This is a genomic window from Rhodococcus sp. IEGM 1406, from assembly GCF_030056745.1.
Classification (GTDB): Bacteria; Actinomycetota; Actinomycetes; order Mycobacteriales; family Mycobacteriaceae; genus Rhodococcus_F; species Rhodococcus_F erythropolis.
Genome location: NZ_JASHKO010000005.1, coordinates 430,213 through 448,865, shown reverse-complemented (window position 1 = coordinate 448,865; position 18,653 = coordinate 430,213). Strand labels below are relative to the sequence as shown.

Sequence of the window (18,653 nt, the reverse complement as noted above, 5' to 3'; positions counted from 1 at the left end):
TTTTCTGTTCAGGTGCTTACTTGCTGGGATCGCAGACTTTCCACGTGCCGTCCTGGCGCTCGAGGTCGAACGTGCGCCACGACTGTTCGCCGGTGCTCGGCAAACTTGCCTGGACCTGCGCGATCGCGGTGTCGTCGGTGATGCGCACCGCATCGACGGCTCCGACCTGTGGGATCGTCTTCTGAGCGACGGCATTGTCGTGGACCTGAGCGAACGCCGCGTCCGGAATGGTGCGGTAGTACTCGCCCAGCGCCCCACACGTCGACGTTCGTAGCGTCGCCAGATCGCCGGTCTGAAGAGCATCGACGTACGTCGAGATGGCGGTCTGAACCTGGGCTTCAGGTGAGCTTTCGCCGCTACCGCTGTTGGACGAGACGAAGACTGCGATGCCGATGGCCGCGAGGACGGCGACGCCGGCCGCTGCTGCCGCGATGTACCAGCCCTTGCCGCTGCGCTTGGTTTTTTCCGGCGCGGCAGGCTCGATGCGAGTCGGCATCGGCTGGGCCGGCGGTGGGGTCGCTGCGACACCCACACGTTGAGGTGCGGCGCGCTGCTGCGGTTGAGGCGCGGAGCGCTGTGGCGGTTGAGGCGCGGAGCGCTGTGGCGGTTGAGGCGCGGAGCGCTGTGGCGGTGGCGGCGGGGTTGGAGCGTGCCGGGGTGGCGGTGTCGGCTGCGAGGCTTTCGGAATCGCGACGGTGGCGGGCTCCGGCTCGGGCTGGGGTGTCGGTGCTGCTGCCGGTGTTTCTGCTGGTGTTGCTGTGGGTGCCTGAGTTGCCTTGGGGATCGCGACGGTTGGCGCGCTGGCGGCTTTGGCGTCGCCGCCCGCATTCGAGTTCTTGTCCGCCTTCGAGTTCTTGTCTGCCTTCTGGATCGCCACAGTCGCAGGTTCGGTCGGGGCCGACTTCTCGGGCGCACCGTTCGGGGCTGCGCTCTTTTTCGAGTTGTCGTCTTTCGAGTCCGGCACGGGTAACCCTTCGGTCTTATGCGGCAATGACCATGTCAGGGTAACGACCGGTATGTACCGGGCATAACTCCGACCGTCGGCGAGGCGGTCCTGTGGCAGAAAGGCGTAGCGGGCACAATGAGCGCATGACCCAATTCGGTGACCTGCTCGGACCCAAGCCCACTCTGCTTCCCGGCGACGACGAGGCGGAATCGGCACTGCTCAACCACGCTGACCCGGCCCAGGTCGCGGCCGACCATCCCACTGCCTCCATCGCGTGGGCCTACCTCGCCGAGGCTGCCCTGGACAAGGGCGAAACCATCACTGCCTACGCCTACGCGCGTACCGGCTACCACCGCGGACTCGACCAACTGCGTCGTAACGGTTGGAAGGGTTTCGGTCCTGTGCCCTACAGCCATGAACCGAACCGCGGATTCCTCCGTTGCGTCGCTGTCTTGGCCAAGGCCGCGAAGACGATCGGTGAGGCCGACGAGTACGCGCGTTGCCTAGATCTGCTCGAAGACTGCGATCCCAACGCCGCCGAAGCGCTTGGCCTCGGTTAGCAGTTTCCGTCCGAGCCGGGCCGGTATCAAGGACCGGGCTCGCAAATCGGTGCGTCGGCTTCAGACGTCGGCGCTACCGATCATTCAATGTGCCTTGGCGGCCGGATTGGCGTGGTGGGTTGCCACTACGGTGATCGGGCACCATGCGCCGTTCTTCGCGCCGATTGCCGCCGTGGTCTCGCTCGGTCTGTCGTTGGGCGCCCGACTACGACGTTCGTTCGAGTTGGTTGCGGGTGTCACGGTCGGTATCGGAATCGGTGACCTGATCATCTCCGGCATCGGGAGCGGACCCTGGCAGATCAGTTTGGTTGTCGTGCTGGCGATGTCCGTCGCGGTGCTACTGAACAGCGGGCCGATCTTCTCCATGCAGGCCGGAAACTCGGCCGTGCTGGTGGCGACGCTGATCCCACCGGGCGGCAGCGGCGGGCCCGATCGCATGATCGACGCCCTTGTCGGTGGTTTGGTGGGCATCGCGGTGGTCGCGATCATCCCCACGCACCCGGTGCGACGCGCACGCAAGGACGCTGCATCGATTCTCGGAACAGCGTCAGAGGTACTGCAATTGGTGGCAGACGGCCTCGTCGCGAACGATCCGGACCCGATCGTGAAGGCGCTGCAGAAGGCGCGCGCTACTCAGGGTGCCATCGACGGATTGCGCAGCAACCTTCTCGGCGGGCGCGAGATCAGCCGAATCTCCCCGCTGTACTGGAACAGTCGACCGCGCCTCGAAAGGCTCATGGCGACAGCCGATCCCATCGACAACGCGATGCGCAACATTCGAGTGCTCGCGCGTCGTTCGTTGACGTTGGTCAGGGACGACGAGATCCTCGATCCTCGTCTGGTGGCTCAGGTCGAGCGCTTGTCGAAAGCCGTCGAAGTTCTCAAGGACATGATCCTGGCGGAGCCGGGTGAGCAGCCTGATCAGGCCGAGGCAGCGCGCGTCCTGCGCTCGGTGGCGAAGGAACTGAAACCGGCGATAGTCGAGAACGCGGGCCTGTCCTCGACGGTGGTGTTTGCCCAGATTCGATCGCTGGTCGTCGACCTCTTGCAGGTAGCAGGCATGAAGCGCATCTCGTCGATCGCCACTCTGCCGCCCACTGTGCCGCACCCGGCGTACGAGCCGGATCACTGACCTCTGCCTTTTCCCGCTCACTGAGCAACTCATTGTATGTATGCGAATGTATGCATATGCTCTGAGAAGGACTTGGGAGGGAACAGGACAAATGGGAGCAGGGCACGGCCATTCACACGGCCACTCGGCAGCAGATTCGGTCGGAGTAGGGCCGTCACCGCAACGCATCAAGAAAATGGCGATCGCGCTTGCGATCCTCGTTGCATTTCTCGTACTCGAAGCTACGGTCGGCATTCTGATCAACTCGCTGGCGCTGCTTGCCGACGCCGGCCACATGCTCACCGATGTGGTGGGCATGGCCATGGGATTGACGGCTTTGCTGCTCGCGAAGAAGGGCAGCACCACCGCGGCCAGGACCTTCGGTTGGCACCGCGCCGAAGTGCTGACCGCCATGGCCAACGCCGTGATGCTGCTGGCCGTCGCCGCCTGGGTCTTCTACGAGGCAATCGGCCGCATCGGTAACGAACCCGAGATCCCGGGCGGCGCCCTGATCATCACTGCGACCGCCGGTCTGGCCGCGAACATCGTCGTGATGCTGATGCTGCGCGGCGATTCCAAGGACAGCCTCGCGGTGCGTGGCGCCTACCTCGAAGTGCTTGCAGACGCCGTCGGTAGCGTCGGAGTTCTGATCGCCGGTGGCCTTGTCCTGCTGTTCAACTGGACGTGGGCGGACGTCGTCGTCGGTGTTCTCATCTCGCTGTGGGTGGTGCCGCGTGCGATCAAACTGGCCGCAGCATCGCTGCGCATTCTGACGCAGGCGTCGCCGGCCGACGTCGACGTCGAAGCGGTCGAGGCCGACCTGGCGGCGCTGCCGAGCGTGATGGGTGTTCACGACCTACACGTCTGGACGCTCACCACCGGCATGGATGTCGCGACGGTCCACCTGACCAGTGACGCGAATTCGTCGAACGTTCTGGAATCCGCGCGCACCGTCCTCGAGAGTCACGGTCTTTCCCACGCCACCGTTCAGGTGGAATCGTGTGCCAACGGCGAGCATTGCGAGAAGAACGTCACTTGGTGAAGCGGGTGATCTCCTTGCCCGGCTTCCAGAGATCGACGTACATGTGCTCGTCGTCGACCGTCGTGTGCACCACCTCGTCGATGTCGAGGACAAAGAGGTGCAGAGGTTTCGGAACCTCGTAGGTGTAGCTTGCGAGCACGGCTTCGAACTCGTCGCCGGTCACCTCGCGTGCGATTCCGGCGATCTTCGCATCGCCGCCCTCCATGGTGTGCTCACCGGGATTGCTGTGTAGGGCGTAGCGCCCGTCACGGATGAGATCCTTCGCCTTGAGTGCGCCGAACATCGAACCGAGCACCAGACGCCCGTCGAGGATTTCGACTTCGGTGCCGCTGACCCGCGGTGAACCGTCCTTGCGCAGCGTTGCGAGGACGTGATGCTTGTGGGCTTTGAATCGTGCTTGGACCGCGACGGCAAGAGCGGGTACTTCTTCGGAGAACTGCTTCCAAGTGACCATGACGGTCATTGTGCACCCCTATTCCTGACAACTTCTGTCAGTGATTCTCGGTAATGTTCGGTCCATGAGATCCGCGCGGTTGCTCCAACTCATGCTGCGTTTGCAGGGGAGTCGCGGCGTTATCGCCGATCAGTTGGCCGAAGAGTTCGGCGTTTCGGTGCGGACGATCTACCGCGACGTGGCCTCGTTGTCGGCTGCCGGCGTGCCGATCTGGACCGAGAGCGGCCCCGGTGGTGGCATCCGTCTGCTCGACGGTTGGCAGTCCAAGCTGTCCGGCATGACGGACGACGAGACGTCCGCACTCATGCTGTTGGGCGTGCCGTCCATCGCTGCAGATCTCGGGCGATCCGACGCCGTCGGTTCGGCGGGGGCCAAACTGCTCCGCTCCCTGCCCGGTCCCCTGCGCGAGAGTGCACGACTGTGGCAGGACCGCATTCTCGTGGACGTTCCGGGTTGGTTCGGCGGCGTCGACGACATCTCTGCGCTTCCGATCGTCACATCCGCTGTGCTGGACTCGCGTCGACTGCGCTTCGCCTATCGCGATCGCGAGCGGACGGTCGAACCGCTGGGTCTGGTCATCAAAGCCGGTGTTTGGTATCTGGTGGCGGGGATGAACGGTCGAACGCTGTCGTTTCGAGTCGGGCGCATCAAAAATGCCGTGGTAGAAGATGATTCGTTCACTCGGCCGGTGGATTTCGACCTGCCGTCGTGGTGGGCGGCGTCGATGGCCGAGTTCGACCGTTCGCTGCTTCGCTTCGAGTGTCGCGTGCGGTTGTCACCAGAGGGCAGGCGCCGGCTCCCCGATGTGGTGGGCGAGCTTGCCGCTGCCGTCGAAGTGGGGCCAGAGGACAACGACGGATGGGTGAGTGCCGAGCTGAAACTCGAGAGCGAAGCTGTCGCGCTCTCGCAGTTGATCGGTTTGGGAGCGGACGTCGAAGCGCTCGAGCCACGGTCGTTGCGTGAAGGACTGCGAGTTGTGGCGGAGCAGATGGTGCTCCGCCACAACTCGCAGTGACTAGGCCGTTGCAGAACGCTTTGCGAGCAGGCGGGTGATACCCAGTTGAGCTGCGACGATGATGGCGCCGACCACCAGACCCAGTGCCGCCGACGCAAGTGTGTTGACGATCCACGCCAGTACCCCGCCGACTCCGGCGATGTCACTGACTGCTTCTTCGCCGTGATGAACGGCGTCGTAGAGCGGGTGGAAGCCCAGTTCGTCGATGCCGACCAACAAGATGTGGCCACCGACCCACAGCATCGCGGCGGTACCCACGACCGAGAGCACTGACATCACGTGTGGCATGCCGCGAACGAGGCCTCGGCCGACCTTGTGGGTGAAGCCAGACGACGTCTCGGCGATCTTCAATCCGATGTCGTCCATCTTCACGATCAGTCCGACGACGCCGTAGACGACCACGGTGATGACGACCGCCACGACGGCAAGGATCACCAACCGGCTCCAGAAACCTTCGCCCGCGATGGTGTTGAGTGCGATCACCATGATCTCGGCGGACAGGATCAGGTCGGTGCGGACGGCACCGGAAACCACTGCTTCTTCGTCGCGGGGATGCTCGTCAGCGGTCTCGTGGTGGTCGCCGTGGCCGAAAATTGCACCCCAGATCTTGTGAACCGCTTCGTAGCTGAGGTAACAGCCGCCGACCATCAACAGTGGCGTCAGCAGCCAGGGGAGGAACTGACTCAGCAGCAGAGCGATCGGAAGAATGATCAGCAGCTTGTTGCGCAACGATCCGATGGCGATGCGCTTGATGATGGGCAACTCGCGTTCGGCCGCGAGCCCACGGACGTACTGCGGCGTGACGGCTGCGTCGTCGATGACGACGCCTGCCGCTTTGGCGGTAGCCTTACCGGTTGCGGCGGCAACGTCGTCGATCGAGGCGGCAGCCATACGAGCCAGGGCTGCGACGTCGTCGAGTAGGGCGAAGAGTCCTCCGGCCATCACAGACCTCCAGTGGAATCAGTGGAAAAAGGTGGCCGGACCGATCCGGTGACGCAGTTACTTGATCGCACGAGGTCTCTATCCATGATGGTCGTTGGTGAGGTCAGGTCACCTGGAACGATACCGGGGTCATCCGTCAGGGACTGCGTCGCGCGGCCGGTCGCTCTTCGTCACGAAAGGTCTTCCCGACCCGGTGCTCGCGTGTAAGACTGCACAGAAGATCGATCGAAACGGGGCACTATGCGTGAACCAGACACTGCACAGGTCGCCAAGACTTTCGACGCAATGGCGGCGCACTACGACCGACAGATCGGGCGCTTCGAGCGCTTTGTGCTCGGTGACGCCCGGAAATGGGCAGTAGATCAGGCGCATGGGCGCGTGGTCGAAATTGCCGTGGGCACCGGGCTGAACCTGCCTCTCTACGGGGACGACGTCGACTACGTCATCGGCGTGGACATCTCGACTGCGATGCTCGATCAGGCCAGGGTCAAGGTCTCCGAGGGAGTGAAGACCGAAGTCGACCTACGACTCGGAGACGTGCAAGCACTCGATGTTCCTGACGAATGCGTGGACACATTGGTCTCCACCTACGCGTTCTGCACGATCCCCGATCCGGACCGAGTTGCCAGCGAAGCATTTCGAGTGCTGGTGCCTGGTGGTCGATTCGTGCTCGCTGAGCACGGGCCGAGCACCAACACGGTTGTACGGGCGCTGATGAAGGCCGTCGAACCGCTTTCTGTACGGTTCGGTGCCGATCACCTCACCCGCGAACCGGTCGGATACCTCGAAAACGCAGGCTTCCTGATCGACGAGGTGCAGCGCAGTGGACGGGGTGGAATCGTGTTCCGGGTCGTTGCGCGCAAGCCGGATCCCGAATGGACGGCACTCGGTCACTAGTGTCCGAGTGCCGTCCAGCGGTGATTGCTCAGCCCAAGCGCTCCAGGATGGTTGCGTTGGCCAGCCCACCTGCCTCACACATGGTCTGGAGTCCGTAGCGCGCGCCGCGCTGTTCCATAGCGTTGACCAGAGTGGTCATGATCCGGGTTCCGCTGCCGCCCAGCGGATGGCCGAGTGCGATGGCACCGCCGTGGACGTTCACCTTGGACAGATCGACGCCGGTGTCTGCTGCCCACGAGAGGACGACGGGAGCAAAGGCCTCGTTGACCTCGAACAGATCGATGTCCGAGATCGTCAAACCCGCACGGGCCAAGACCTTCTCGGTGGCCGGGATGACCGCCGTGAGCATGTACAGCGGATCGTCGCCGGCGACAGCGAAGCTGTGCAGCCGTGCCTTCGGGGTGAGGCCGAGTTTCGCGGCGATCTCACTGGTCGTGATCATCACCGCCGAACTGCCGTCCGAAAGCGGGCTGCTGTTGCCCGCGGTGATGGACCAGTCGATCTGTGGGAATCGCTGGGCGTAGTAGTCGGATTCGAAGGCGGTCCGTAGGCCGGCAAGGGTCTCGACCGTGGTGCCGGGGCGGACGGCCTCGTCGACCGACAGTTGCGGGAGCGTGGCGAGTTCCTTGGTGAAGTAACCACTCTCGGTTGCCAGCGCGGCTTTCCGATGACTTGACGCCGAGAACTCGTCGAGTTGGGTGCGGCTCAGTCCCCACTTGGCAGCGATCAATTCGGCGCTGATGCCCTGCGGTACCAGTCCGTCCGGGTAACGCTCTTCGAAACCTACACCGAGTGACTCGCGCCCGACGCTGCTCGAGCCCATCGGGACTCGGCTCATCGACTCGACTCCGGCAGCGACAACGATGTCGTACGCGCCGGCAATAACGCCCTGAGCAGCAAAATGAACTGCTTGTTGGCTACTTCCACACTGTCGGTCGACGGTGGTTCCCGGTACCGACTCGGGGTAGCCGGCGGCGAGAAGGGCAGTGCGAGTGACATTTTGGCTCTGTTCACCGACTTGACTGACCGCGCCGCCGATGACGTCGTCGATCAGCGCGGCATCGATACCGGTGCGCTCGACCACCGCTTTGAGGCTGTGGGCGAGGAGGTCGACGGCGTTGATGCCGTGCAGGGCGCCGTTCGCCTTTCCCTTGCCGATCGGAGTGCGAACGGCTTCGACGATAACTGCGTCTCTCATGACAAATTCCTTTCAGGGATGGCGGATTCAGCAGGGACAACTGGGGTGGGTGTGGTCGCAGGCGTCATTCCCAGCGATGCCAGGGCAGACACAAGCGCGACGGCAAAGATCACCCACCAGGCCTGGCGGAAGGTGTCGGGGTCGACGGAGGAGCCGAGAACCGCGATCAGAACACTCACGCCGAGAACGGTTCCGATCTGTCGGCTCATGCTGACGATTGCGCTACCGGTGGCCGATCGGGCAGGTGCAAGATCCGCCGTGGCCTGCGACAGAATGGTCGGCAGGGCAAGGCCGACACCGATCCCGGCGATGATCCAGCCCGGCAGGAGTCCGGTCGCGTAGTTGGGCGTCGAATCAACCGAGACGAGAACGAGTACGGTTCCGACTGCCCACAGAAGGCTGCCGAGTGCGGCGACGCGTCCCGCCGAGTACTTGCGCGAAAGCGATCCACCGGCGATCGCGAACAGCGGAACCAGAAGCGGACCCGGCGAGACGGCGAAACCGGTGCGCAATGCCGAGTATCCCCAAACTTCTTGCAGCCAGAGGATGTTCGAGAGCAGTCCGGCAGCAAATGCCGCGCTGAACAAGATGGCGGTGACGTTGGACCAGGCAAAGGAGCGGATCTTCAGAAGATCGGGAGCAATCAACGGAGTGCGATGGCGAGAGTTGCTCCACCAGAACGAAAGTAGGGTCGCGACGGCGACGGCGAAGGCGATCAGAACGCGGTTGTCGGTCCATCCCCAATCAGGTCCCTGGACGAGTGCCAGCGCGAGAGAGCCGATTCCGACGGTGAGGAGGGCGGCGCCGACGAAGTCGATCCCGGCATCGGAGTCCTTGTGTGTTGAATCCGGGACGAGTCGGACTGCGAAGTAGAGCAATACGATCCCGACTGGAACATTGATCAGGAAGACCCAGCGCCACGACGCCTCGACGAGAATACCGCCCACGACGGGGCCGAATGCCGCAGCGGCCGCGCCGGCTGCCGCCCAGATGCGTACGCCGGATTGACGTTTCGCAGCCGGGAGTGCACTGATCAGGAGGCCGAGGCTGGCCGGGGTGAGCGCTGCGGCGCCGACTGCCTGAACGATGCGGAATGCCACCAGTGCCCACAATGACGGACTGAAAGCGCAGGCGGCGCTGGCGAGGGTGAACAGTGCGAGGCCGGCGATGAAGGCGCGCTTGTGCCCGATCCGGTCCGCCCAGCGTCCGAGGGGGATCAAAAGCGCGGCGTAGACGATCGCGTAGCTGTTGAGGATCCAACTGAACTCGCCGAGTGAGTGGCCCGGGTAGCTCTTGGCGATGTCGCCGAAGGCCACGTTGACCACAAAAAGATCGAGGCTGGCGACAAACGGCGCTCCCGACAGAATTGCGAGGAGCGGCCCAGTCCGCACTGGCTGGCTATGAAGTTCCATAGTCAGCAATCTAGACTCTGGCTATGGTTATGGCAAGCCAGGGGGTATGGTGAATTGCATGGACGCTGTACGACTGACCGGAGTGCTCGAAGATCGCGACGCCTGGCGGGCCACGCACTGTTCGATCGGGCGGGCGATGGAAGTGGTCGGCACCCGGTCCGCGATGCTCATTCTGCGAGAGGCCTATTACGGCACAACGCGTTTCGACGACTTCGCGTCGCGAGTCGGCATCACCGAGGCGGTTGCGTCGGCAAGGCTGAAAGAACTCACTGAGGCGGGACTGTTCGAGCGTGTGCCGTACAAGGAACCTGGAAAGCGGACGCGGCACGAGTACGTGCTCACCGAGAAGGGTCGTGACCTGCTGCCGGCGGTTCTTGCGCTGATGCAGTGGGGGGACAAGTATCTGCACGGCGGAAAAGGTGGACCGTTGGAGGTGGCGGACGACGCCACTGGCGAGCGTGTTCGCGTCGAGGTGCGCAGTGAGTCGGGTCGTGAAGTGCCTTTGGGGGAGTTGCGAGTCTCTGTCAACGAATCGCGTCGGCGGTTGCGCGAATAGCAATGCATCTCAACAGCTCTCGAGTGTAGATCTTCTCGAAGTTGTCCGCTTTGGCTCTGGTTCTCGAAAGTATGTTCGATTAAACTTTGGGTATGAACAGTCGGGATGCGTGGCAGCTGGATGGCGAGGGCCTCAAGTGTGAGGTTCTGGATCTGGTGCGTGTCCGGCACGAGTTGCAGTCGCGGTTGGTGTTGTTGATCGTGGAGATGTTTTCCCGTGAGGTTCTCGGGGGGAAGGGTTTTCGGGCGATCGCGCAGTGGTTGCATGGTTCGACGAATTTGGAGATCGGTGAGTGCAGTCTGCTGGTCGGGTTGGCGCGGTTGTTGATGCTCGAACCTGTTGTCGCGGATGCGTTTCATCGTGGTGATGTGGATGCGTTGAAGGCGCGTCAGGTGGCGTCGTTTTGTCAGCATCCGCCGAAGAACATGACCCTGGCGGATGTGGATAAGGCTCGCGGGATCTTGTTGGGGTTGGCGTCGAAGAACATTGCGGATTGTGATGCGGTGCGGGCGGCGATTCGGCGGATCGAGAAGCAATATGGCAAGCGTGAGGACGGTGTTCCGGTCGGGGAAGATTCGGAGCGGAATGAGTTCTACGCCTCGAAAGGCTTGTACGGGCGGGTGTCTGTGAAGGGTGATCTGGATGCGGTCAACGGGGCACGGTTGATCACGTTGTTGTCGAGCCTGTCGGCTCCGACGCCGGAGAAGGACGGTGTCAAGGACACGCGTACTCCGGCATTACGGCGTGCGGACGGGTTTTGCGAGTTGTTGCGCCGTTACGAGGGGGCGGGGTTGGGCCCGGTCGAAGGCGGGGTGAAACCACACATCACGGTCACCGCATCGGCGAAAGACATGACGGACCTTAAAGTTCTGAAAGACCTGTTGCCGTCCACCGAGGAGCTGGGATTTGCGTGGACGGATTGGGTAGGGCCGATCAGTCTCGACACTGCCCGGATGCTGGCGTGCGACTGCACCGTCACCCGGATCCTCCTGGATGAGAATGGTGTTCCGCTCGAGTGCGGTAAGGAAGCGAGAACGGCGACGGTGCCGCAGCGGCGGGCGTTGGCGGTTCGTGATGGCGGGTGTGCGTTTCCGGGGTGTGGGACTCCGTCGGGGTGGTGCGATGCTCATCATATTGTTCACTGGGGTGATGGTGGCCCAACGGATCTCGACAACCTGATCTTGTTGTGCGGTCATCATCATCGGACGATGCATCACACGGAGTGGCGGGTGGAGATCGGCCCGGATCGGAAGACGGTGTTCTATCCGCCGATGTCGGTTGATCCGTATCAGCAGCCGATCGGCGGGAACAGCCCACCGACAGCAGCCTGAAGTGAAACAACTCGAGACGCGAGCACCGGGGCACAACCATGCCCCGGTGCTCGAGCCCGCGTTTGGGAGTCTGGGTGGTTGGCTGGGTGGCTGTGTGTCAGCTCAGCGACTTCTTGAACCCGATGTGGGAGGCGACAAATCCGAGTCGCTCGTAGAAGTCGTGGGCTTCCTTGCGAGTTTGATCCGAGGTGAGCTGCGCCAGGAACGCGCCGCGCCGGGCACCTTCTTCGCAGGCCCAACGGATCATCGAACTGCCGATGCCCTTGCTCCGGTAATCCTCGTGGACGCGAACAGCTTCGATCTGCAGTCGTGTCGCCCCCATTCGGCTCATACCCGGAATGAAGGTCAATTGCATGGTGCCGATTACCGCGTCACCGACCAGAACGGTGACGAGGAGTTGCGCCGGATCCTCGTCGATTCGCTTGAATGCGTCCTCGTAGATCGTTCGGGCCTCGGGGTTGGTCGTCTCCCGGGTGCTCCCGATCGGGTCGTCGGCGAGCAAGTCGATCAGTGCTTCCACGTGTCGAATCTCGGCCCGCGTGAGGGTGTACTCCACTCCGCCGGACTGAAATGACGTCGCAATCATCGATGCTCTCCTGAAGAAGAATGAATGTCTGAAATGTCAGACTCTCACGAGTCTCCTCCAGTGCACTCGATCACGTCCAAAAACGCATGAGGGCGTTACCGAGCATGGCGTAGTAGTCGGACACACCGCTCAGTTCGAAGATCCAGTAGATCGCGTCGAAGAAGACGACATTGATCTGTGGGACGAACAGGAGCGCAACCAGCAGGAGCAGTCCGTACGGCTTGAACTGGTCGAGTTGGTGCCGTGTGTTGGGTGCGAGGTAGGGCTCCAGTGCGTTGTAACCGTCCAGACCGGGGACTGGGAGCAGGTTCAAAACTGTTGCCATGACCTGCAAGAAGGCCAGGAAACTGAGGCCGGCCCAGAACGTCAGATGCTCGGCCGATGAGCCGTACGTACGTATGACGACGAGGAGAATTACCGCGGCGACGGCGTTCGTGAACGGACCGGCGAGCGATATTCGCGCCTGCACCTTGGGCGGGAACATCCCGGTGCGCAGGTACACGGCGCCGCCGGGAAGCCCGATGCCGCCCAAGGCGATGAACAGCACCGGCAGACCGATCGAGAGCATCGGATGGCTGTACTTGAGCGGGTTGAGCGTCAGATAACCACGAGCCTCGACGTCGGTGTCTCCGTGACGCCACGCCAGATATGCATGGGCGAATTCGTGCAAGCACAGCGTGACCACCCAGCCTGCGACCACGAGGACAAAAACACCCGCACGGCCCGCGATGGAACCCCACGTCGAGTTCCAGGCGACAACTCCGGCGATGACGGTGATCGCAACTACGCCCAGGAAGACAGGGCTCGGACGAACCGCCGACCGTGCTGCTCCGGTTCTCACCTGACCAACAACCAAGTCTTGTCGTGCCGGTAGAAGGTCGAACGCTTGAGATCGCGTGGGTTGGCTACCCCGTCGCGAACCAGGCGCGCTGCCGGCGAGCCCAGCTGAATCGCTCGTCCTTCCAGCCAGCGTCGCCCGCTCCAGCGACTCTTGCGGTCGACCGATGCCTTGATCCCCGGGAGCTTGGGGCTCGGCACAATCCGGATACCGGGGACTGTGCCGGAGAACAGCTTGTTGTCGTCGACATACGCCTCGCCGATCAATTCGGCGGCATCGGCCGGACCCGTGACAGTTGCCGCACCGACCAGCGCGATTCCGGCGTCGTCGCGAATGAGCGGCACGGTGTGGACTGTGCCTTTCAACGCCGTGCGCGCCGCCCGGGCACCGGTTGCGAGTTTGTACGCGTCGGTTGCGTCGGACCTGTTCTCGGTGACGTAGGCGAGTTCGACGTTGAGTCGCTCCAGTCGCATCAACCGTGTCAATGCCGCGGCAAACGCGCCGTCGTTACCCACGACGATCAAGCGAGGCTCCGTGACGACCTGCAGTTGGGACAGGGCCTCGTCGAAGTCCTGCTTCTCCGGAAGTTCAGGGACAGTGAACGACGTGAGTTCACCCAGGGGGAGTGGAACCGGCGAATCGCCACATTTGAGCACCACAGGGGTCAAAGCCACTCCTAGCTCGATCAAGACTTCTTCTCGGGTAGTGGGACCTCGCCACCCTTCCCCGAAATGGCCGTCCGAATCACTGCCGACGATCTTAGTGCGAGTCTCTGTGTCGACTCGCAATCGTGATGGTCACCGGCCAAATTCTGGACCGTCAGGTCTGGTCTGGTGCTCTGGGCTAGACTGCTCCTTCGGTCACTGCAACAGTTCGGCGCTGCATCATGTGCGCGGAAGCCAGGCAGTACCAATGCGGCGGGACAACTGCTGCACGTCGACCGTAGGAGACAACGTCATGCCGGCAATCGTCCTGATCGGCGCCCAGTGGGGCGACGAAGGTAAGGGCAAAGCTACAGATCTACTGGGCGAGCAGCTTCAGTGGGTCGTGCGATACCAGGGCGGTAACAACGCCGGACACACCGTGGTTCTGCCGAACGGTGACAAGTTCGCACTGCACCTCATCCCGTCCGGAATCCTCACCCCCGCCGTCAACAACGTCATCGGTAACGGTGTCGTCGTCGACCCGGGTGTGTTGTTGACCGAATTGGCAGGCCTGGAAGAGCGCGGCGTGGACACGTCCCGCCTGCTGCTTTCTGCTGATGCGCACCTGATCATGCCGTACCACGTGGCCATCGACAAGGTCACCGAACGCTTCCTGGGAGCGAAGAAGATCGGCACGACCGGCCGCGGTATCGGCCCGTGCTACCAGGACAAGATCGCCCGTGTCGGTGTCCGTGCTGCGGACGTCCTGGACGAGAAGATCCTGACCCAGAAGGTCGAAGCGGCACTCGAATTCAAGAACCAGGTGCTGGTCAAGATCTACAACCGCAAGGCACTCGACCCGGAGCAGGTCGTCGAAGAGGTACTGACGCAGGCCGAGGGTTTCAAGCACCGCATCTCGGACACGCGCCTGGAGCTCAACCTCGCCCTCGAGCGCGGCGAGACCGTCTTGCTCGAAGGTTCGCAGGGCACTCTGCTGGACGTCGACCACGGCACGTACCCGTACGTGACCTCGTCCAACCCCACCTCGGGTGGTGCGGCGGTCGGTTCGGGCATCGGTCCCACCAAGATCACCACGGTGCTCGGAATCCTTAAGGCGTACACGACGCGTGTCGGTTCCGGTCCGTTCCCGACGGAGCTGTTCGACGATCACGGCGCATACCTGGCGAAGCAGGGCGGCGAGGTCGGTGTCACCACCGGACGCGCTCGTCGTACGGGATGGTTCGACGCTGTCATCGCGCGTTACGCGACGCGCGTCAACGGCATCACCGACTACTTCCTCACCAAGCTGGACGTGTTGAGCAGCCTCGACACCGTGCCGATCTGTGTCGCGTACGAGGTGGACGGTGTCCGCCACGACGAAATGCCGATGTCGCAGAGCGACATTCACCACGCCAAGCCCATCTACGAAGAGATGCCAGGCTGGTGGGAAGACATCTCGGAGGCTCGCACCTTCGAGGAACTGCCGCAGAATGCGCAGAACTACGTGCTTCGGCTCGAAGAGCTTTCGGGTGCGTTCATCTCCTGCATCGGTGTCGGTCCCGGCCGCGACGAGACGATCGTCCGGCGCGAGATCGTCCGCTAGTTCGTTCCCTCGAAATCCCCGCTCCTGCAAGCAGGAGCGGGGATTCGTGTTTCAAGCCAGCTTCGACAAGTGCGCGGTGACGGTCTTCCAGTCGGGAAACTTGGTGCTGCCGAACTTGATCCACTCGCCCTCGAATCGATCTGCGCCGTTTGCTCCGCGGTCGTCGACGAGGTACTCGCCTCGATTGAGGTGCTTGTGGTGCGAGAGGATCAGACGTTTGTACGCGACGCTGCCCTCCTCCATGCCGAGGTGCTCTTGGACCCACAGAACCTTGTCGTGCCAGGCTGTGGCGTTCTTCCACGGCGCTGTCGAGAGGATGTAGGTGTCGAACTGCTGCGCCAGTTGGTGGTAGGCGTCGATAGCACCGTCGAGAGGATCCATGCGAGAGAAGATGTGCGGCGCTTCGTCGAGGTCGTTCTTGTACTTATCCCGGACGCCGTCGGTCAGGCGATCGATGCCCGACTGGAAGTTGACCAAGGTGTTGTCGAGATCGATGTAGAGAATCTTTTTGGAAGCCGGCATGGGAACCCTCTCTGGAGACTTTCTGAGTGCGAAAAGAGTCCAGTTTTACGCAACTGGACTGAGATCAGTGAATTCTTCCCCCTGATCACAATCGCACGGGGGTCTGACAGAGTTGATCTCGCGGTCTGAAGTCTTGTCGTGGAAGATGCCGCCGAGGGGTGCTGCCAGGCGAAACTGCTCCAAACGAATGTAAGTACCTTCACCTTCGGCGGGCGCGAAGAAGTAGACGAGCGCCACGAAGAGTCCGATGCCGATCAGGGTTGCGAAGGTAGTCATGGACATATGATCAACTCGACTGGTATTGAGTTACATAGCCAAGTTGTCGATACTGGACTGCATGATGACTCGAGTTCTCGGTGCCCGTTCGCTTGCGCGCGATCTGGGGTCCTGGCAGGAAGAGTCCGGACGCAGGCCTGCGTACCGTGCGCTCGCCGACGGTATCCGCCTGCTCGTGCACGACGGTCGCGTTCCGCTGGGGGTCGCACTGCCGAGTGAGCGTGAACTTGCGGCGGTGCTCGAACTCAGTCGAACCACGATCACGTCGTCGTACTCGGTGCTGCGAGACGAGGGGTATCTGATCAGCCGGCAGGGTTCGCGAAGCACCGTGGCTTTGCCCGCCGGCGCGCGGCCGAACGGGTTGATGTTCCGCTCCCACCAACCGGGGCCGAGTGGGCCCGTCGTCGACCTCAGTTACGCGGCGATGGCAGCTCCCGCCGCTCAGGTCGAACTGGCGTATGCGTCTGCGCTGCAGGAACTTCCGAACTTCCTGCCCACGCACGGGATGGAACCGGTCGGGATCGCCGACTTGCGTGACGTGATCGCGCAGCGCTACACGGCGCGGGGTCTTCCCACCACCGCCGAACAGATCATGGTGACCTCGGGTGCGCAGCACGCGCTTCGGTTGTTGCTGTCGGTGCTCACCTCACCCGGCGAGCGAGTGCTGGTCGATCATCCGACGTACCCCAATGCGCTGGAAGCGATTCGGCGAAACGGTGCTCGGCCCGTGCCGGTTCCGGTCCGACCGGAGTTCGCGGCGGCCGGAGCCTGGGATCTCGACGGGATTCGAAGTGCAGCAAGGCAAACCGCTGCCAGAATGGCATACCTGATTCCCGACTTTCACAACCCGACCGGCCTCTGCATGGACTCTTCCGGCCGCGCCGAGCTTGCGAAGATTGCGCACGAAACGCGAATGACTCTGGTCGTCGACGAGACGATGGTGGACCTGTGGCTCGACGCACCGCCGCCGGCGCCGGTCGCCTCACATGGGCGAGGCGCGGCGAAAACCGAAGTGGTGACGCTCGGTTCGACCGCGAAGTCGCTGTGGGGCGGGCTACGTGTCGGTTGGATTCGCGCCGATGCCGCGCTCATCACCCAGTTGGTGGGGGCGCGTGCCGCGGTCGACCTCGGTACTCCCGTCATGGATCAGTTGGCAGCCGCTTACTTGCTCGCCGACGACCGCTCGTTGCTCGAACAGCGTCGCGAAGTTCTGCGAGAACAGCGTGCGGTACTCCTCGGTGCAGTGGCAGAGCATCTGCCGGACTGGCGTCCCACCATCGGCTCCGGCGGAATGTCGGTGTGGATGCGAATGTCCGCGCCCGTTTCGACGGCATTGGCGGCGGTGGCACCCAACTTCGGCGTACTCCTTGCCGCCGGCCCCCGTTTCGGCGTCGAAGGTGCGTTCGAACGATTCATCCGCGTGCCGTACGCACGTTCTCCCGAGGACCTCATTCGCGGCGTCGCGTCCATCGCCGCTGCGTACGACACCCTCGCGACGGATCGCGACACGGCAGACCAACGAATGGTCGTCGTCTGAGAACTGGGTACACACCCTGAAAGTGGTGTGAAACCGGGAGGTAGGGCATGACGGCGGTAGACGGTACAGGCGCAGCGGGAACAAGTGCGGCGGACGCGCTCGCAGAACGATTGTTCGCGGCCACGCTCGGGGCGTCGGAGCTGCAGGCTGTGTATCTGGGCGACCGGCTGGGCTGGTACCGCGCGCTGAGCGATCACGGCCCGCTCACGTCGACGGAGCTGGCGGACCGGACCGGGACCGTCGAAAGGTATGCGCGGGAGTGGCTCGAGCAGCAGGCCGTCGCCGGTTACGTGGACGTCAATTCGGATGCCGATCGCCGGTACAGCCTGCCGCAGGCCCACGCCGATGTTCTGGTCGACGACGAGAACCTGCTTTTTCTGGCGCCGTTGGCGAGGCTGTTCGTCGCGACAACGTCGTCGATGCCGCGTCTACTCGACGCTTATCGTCACGGCGGGGGAGTCACGTGGGAATCGATGGGCCCCGATGCTCGCGAGGGCCAGGCCCTGCTGAACCGGCCGATGTATCTCCAGCAGCTCTGTCAGCAGTTCCTGCCGGTAGTCACCGACCTGCACGCCATACTTGTCGGCGGCGGACAGGTCGCTGATCTCGGGATGGGGGAGGGCTGGTCGTCGATCGCGCTCGCCCTCGGATACCCGAAGATCGAAGTGCACGGCTTCGACGTCGACGCGGCATCGGTGAACGCTGCCCGTCGTAACGCCCACGATCGTGGGGTGGACGACCGAGTACATTTCTCGTTGGTCGACGTCGCCGGACAGGCTCCTGAGGCCGGGCGAGTCGATGCCGGGACCTACGATGCCGTCTTCGCTTTCGAATGCCTTCACGACGTTCCGGATCCGGTGGGATTTCTGTCCACGGCTCGGGCGATTGCCCAGCCGGGCGCTCCGGTGATCGTCATGGACGAACGAACGGCAGATGTGTTCGATCCAGAGGCGGGTCCGATCGAGCAATTGCTGTACGGATTTTCGCTGACCTGCTGCTTACCGGACAGCCTGTCGCATCCGGGGAGCGTTGCCACCGGGACGGTGATGAGGCACTCGACACTCGAAAGCTATGCCAAGGCGGCCGGTTTCGAGCGGGTGGACGTGCTGCCGATCGAGCACGAGATGTTCAGGTTCTACAGGTTGGGCTGACGCCCCGTGCGTGGTTAGAGAGTCCTGAGGCT

20 protein-coding genes are annotated in these 18,653 nt (G+C 62.9%); 10 read left to right on the top strand and 10 right to left on the bottom strand.

Annotation, left to right across the window (positions count from 1 at the left end):
- Positions 1 to 16: 16 nt before the first annotated feature.
- On the bottom strand, positions 17 to 964 hold the full coding sequence (locus QM596_RS24130; RefSeq protein ID WP_283310084.1) for an Rv0361 family membrane protein: 948 nt from the start codon (positions 962 to 964) through the stop codon (positions 17 to 19).
- Positions 965 to 1,089: 125 nt separating this feature from the next.
- Between QM596_RS24130 and QM596_RS24125 the strand changes: the two genes are divergently transcribed.
- From QM596_RS24125 to QM596_RS24115, 3 genes are all read left to right on the top strand, one after another.
- Positions 1,090 to 1,506: a DUF3151 domain-containing protein gene (locus tag QM596_RS24125; protein WP_003944361.1), complete on the top strand. Its 417-nt coding sequence runs from the start codon at positions 1,090 to 1,092 to the stop codon at positions 1,504 to 1,506.
- Positions 1,493 to 2,638 carry an FUSC family protein gene (locus QM596_RS24120; RefSeq protein WP_019749453.1) on the top strand — a complete coding sequence of 382 codons (1,146 nt, stop codon included), beginning with the start codon at positions 1,493 to 1,495 and terminating at the stop codon, positions 2,636 to 2,638. The genes QM596_RS24125 and QM596_RS24120 overlap by 14 nt, the downstream gene beginning before the upstream one ends.
- A 91-nt stretch (positions 2,639 to 2,729) precedes the next feature.
- Complete coding sequence (locus tag QM596_RS24115; RefSeq protein ID WP_283310082.1) at positions 2,730 to 3,659, top strand: cation diffusion facilitator family transporter; 930 nt, start codon at positions 2,730 to 2,732, stop codon at positions 3,657 to 3,659.
- On the opposite strand, the gene QM596_RS24110 is transcribed toward QM596_RS24115, so the two are convergent.
- Positions 3,649 to 4,113, bottom strand: coding sequence for a pyridoxamine 5'-phosphate oxidase family protein (locus QM596_RS24110; protein ID WP_029538588.1), 465 nt, complete (start codon positions 4,111 to 4,113; stop codon positions 3,649 to 3,651). The genes QM596_RS24115 and QM596_RS24110 overlap by 11 nt on opposite strands.
- 64 nt (positions 4,114 to 4,177) lie before the next feature.
- On the opposite strand from QM596_RS24110, the gene QM596_RS24105 reads away from it, so the two are divergent.
- On the top strand, positions 4,178 to 5,128 hold the full coding sequence (locus QM596_RS24105; RefSeq protein WP_133728355.1) for a helix-turn-helix transcriptional regulator: 951 nt from the start codon (positions 4,178 to 4,180) through the stop codon (positions 5,126 to 5,128).
- Here QM596_RS24105 and QM596_RS24100 read toward each other — a convergent pair whose 3' ends face one another.
- Positions 5,129 to 6,070 (bottom strand): DUF808 domain-containing protein, encoded by a 942-nt coding sequence (locus QM596_RS24100; RefSeq protein ID WP_029254756.1) that lies wholly within the window; start codon positions 6,068 to 6,070, stop codon positions 5,129 to 5,131. It lies immediately after the preceding gene.
- A 240-nt stretch (positions 6,071 to 6,310) separates the two neighbouring features.
- On the opposite strand from QM596_RS24100, the gene QM596_RS24095 reads away from it, so the two are divergent.
- Positions 6,311 to 6,967 carry a class I SAM-dependent methyltransferase gene (locus QM596_RS24095; protein WP_003944335.1) on the top strand — a complete coding sequence of 219 codons (657 nt, stop codon included), beginning with the start codon at positions 6,311 to 6,313 and terminating at the stop codon, positions 6,965 to 6,967.
- A gap of 28 nt (positions 6,968 to 6,995) precedes the next feature.
- On the opposite strand, the gene QM596_RS24090 is transcribed toward QM596_RS24095, so the two are convergent.
- Together QM596_RS24090 and QM596_RS24085 are read right to left on the bottom strand one after the other, a co-directional pair.
- Positions 6,996 to 8,165, bottom strand: a complete 1,170-nt coding sequence (locus tag QM596_RS24090) for a thiolase family protein (RefSeq protein ID WP_020906649.1) — start codon at positions 8,163 to 8,165, stop codon at positions 6,996 to 6,998.
- Positions 8,162 to 9,577, bottom strand: coding sequence for an MFS transporter (locus tag QM596_RS24085; protein WP_030535982.1), 1,416 nt, complete (start codon positions 9,575 to 9,577; stop codon positions 8,162 to 8,164). Before QM596_RS24085 ends, QM596_RS24090 begins: the two co-directional genes overlap by 4 nt.
- Positions 9,578 to 9,635: 58 nt before the next feature.
- Between QM596_RS24085 and QM596_RS24080 the strand changes: the two genes are divergently transcribed.
- On the top strand, positions 9,636 to 10,133 hold the full coding sequence (locus QM596_RS24080; RefSeq protein WP_003944415.1) for a winged helix-turn-helix transcriptional regulator: 498 nt from the start codon (positions 9,636 to 9,638) through the stop codon (positions 10,131 to 10,133).
- A gap of 92 nt (positions 10,134 to 10,225) precedes the next feature.
- The gene (locus tag QM596_RS24075; RefSeq protein ID WP_283310077.1) at positions 10,226 to 11,464 is read left to right on the top strand and encodes an HNH endonuclease signature motif containing protein; all 1,239 of its coding nucleotides are present in this window, start codon (positions 10,226 to 10,228) and stop codon (positions 11,462 to 11,464) included.
- Positions 11,465 to 11,561: 97 nt separating this feature from the next.
- Here QM596_RS24075 and QM596_RS24070 read toward each other — a convergent pair whose 3' ends face one another.
- From QM596_RS24070 to QM596_RS24060, 3 genes are all read right to left on the bottom strand, one after another.
- Positions 11,562 to 12,050: a GNAT family N-acetyltransferase gene (locus QM596_RS24070; RefSeq protein WP_020968817.1), complete on the bottom strand. Its 489-nt coding sequence runs from the start codon at positions 12,048 to 12,050 to the stop codon at positions 11,562 to 11,564.
- A gap of 70 nt (positions 12,051 to 12,120) precedes the next feature.
- Positions 12,121 to 12,891 (bottom strand): site-2 protease family protein, encoded by a 771-nt coding sequence (locus QM596_RS24065; protein ID WP_019749468.1) that lies wholly within the window; start codon positions 12,889 to 12,891, stop codon positions 12,121 to 12,123.
- Complete coding sequence (locus tag QM596_RS24060) at positions 12,888 to 13,562, bottom strand: hypothetical protein (protein ID WP_019749469.1); 675 nt, start codon at positions 13,560 to 13,562, stop codon at positions 12,888 to 12,890. The genes QM596_RS24065 and QM596_RS24060 overlap by 4 nt, the downstream gene beginning before the upstream one ends.
- A gap of 283 nt (positions 13,563 to 13,845) precedes the next feature.
- On the opposite strand from QM596_RS24060, the gene QM596_RS24055 reads away from it, so the two are divergent.
- On the top strand, positions 13,846 to 15,135 hold the full coding sequence (locus tag QM596_RS24055; protein WP_097387707.1) for an adenylosuccinate synthase: 1,290 nt from the start codon (positions 13,846 to 13,848) through the stop codon (positions 15,133 to 15,135).
- Between the two features lie 51 nt (positions 15,136 to 15,186).
- Here the strand turns inward: QM596_RS24055 and QM596_RS24050 are convergent, their stop codons facing one another.
- Together QM596_RS24050 and QM596_RS24045 are read right to left on the bottom strand one after the other, a co-directional pair.
- A complete protein-coding gene (locus QM596_RS24050; RefSeq protein WP_092765806.1) occupies positions 15,187 to 15,657 on the bottom strand; it encodes a 5' nucleotidase, NT5C type in 471 nt (156 codons plus the stop codon).
- Positions 15,658 to 15,702: 45 nt separating this feature from the next.
- Positions 15,703 to 15,933, bottom strand: coding sequence for a hypothetical protein (locus QM596_RS24045; protein ID WP_021343262.1), 231 nt, complete (start codon positions 15,931 to 15,933; stop codon positions 15,703 to 15,705).
- 61 nt (positions 15,934 to 15,994) lie between these two features.
- On the opposite strand from QM596_RS24045, the gene yczR reads away from it, so the two are divergent.
- A complete protein-coding gene (gene yczR / locus QM596_RS24040; RefSeq protein ID WP_019749471.1) occupies positions 15,995 to 17,470 on the top strand; it encodes a MocR-like transcription factor YczR in 1,476 nt (491 codons plus the stop codon).
- A 47-nt stretch (positions 17,471 to 17,517) separates the two neighbouring features.
- A complete protein-coding gene (locus tag QM596_RS24035) occupies positions 17,518 to 18,621 on the top strand; it encodes a class I SAM-dependent methyltransferase (protein WP_042951098.1) in 1,104 nt (367 codons plus the stop codon).
- Positions 18,622 to 18,653: the final 32 nt, after the last annotated feature.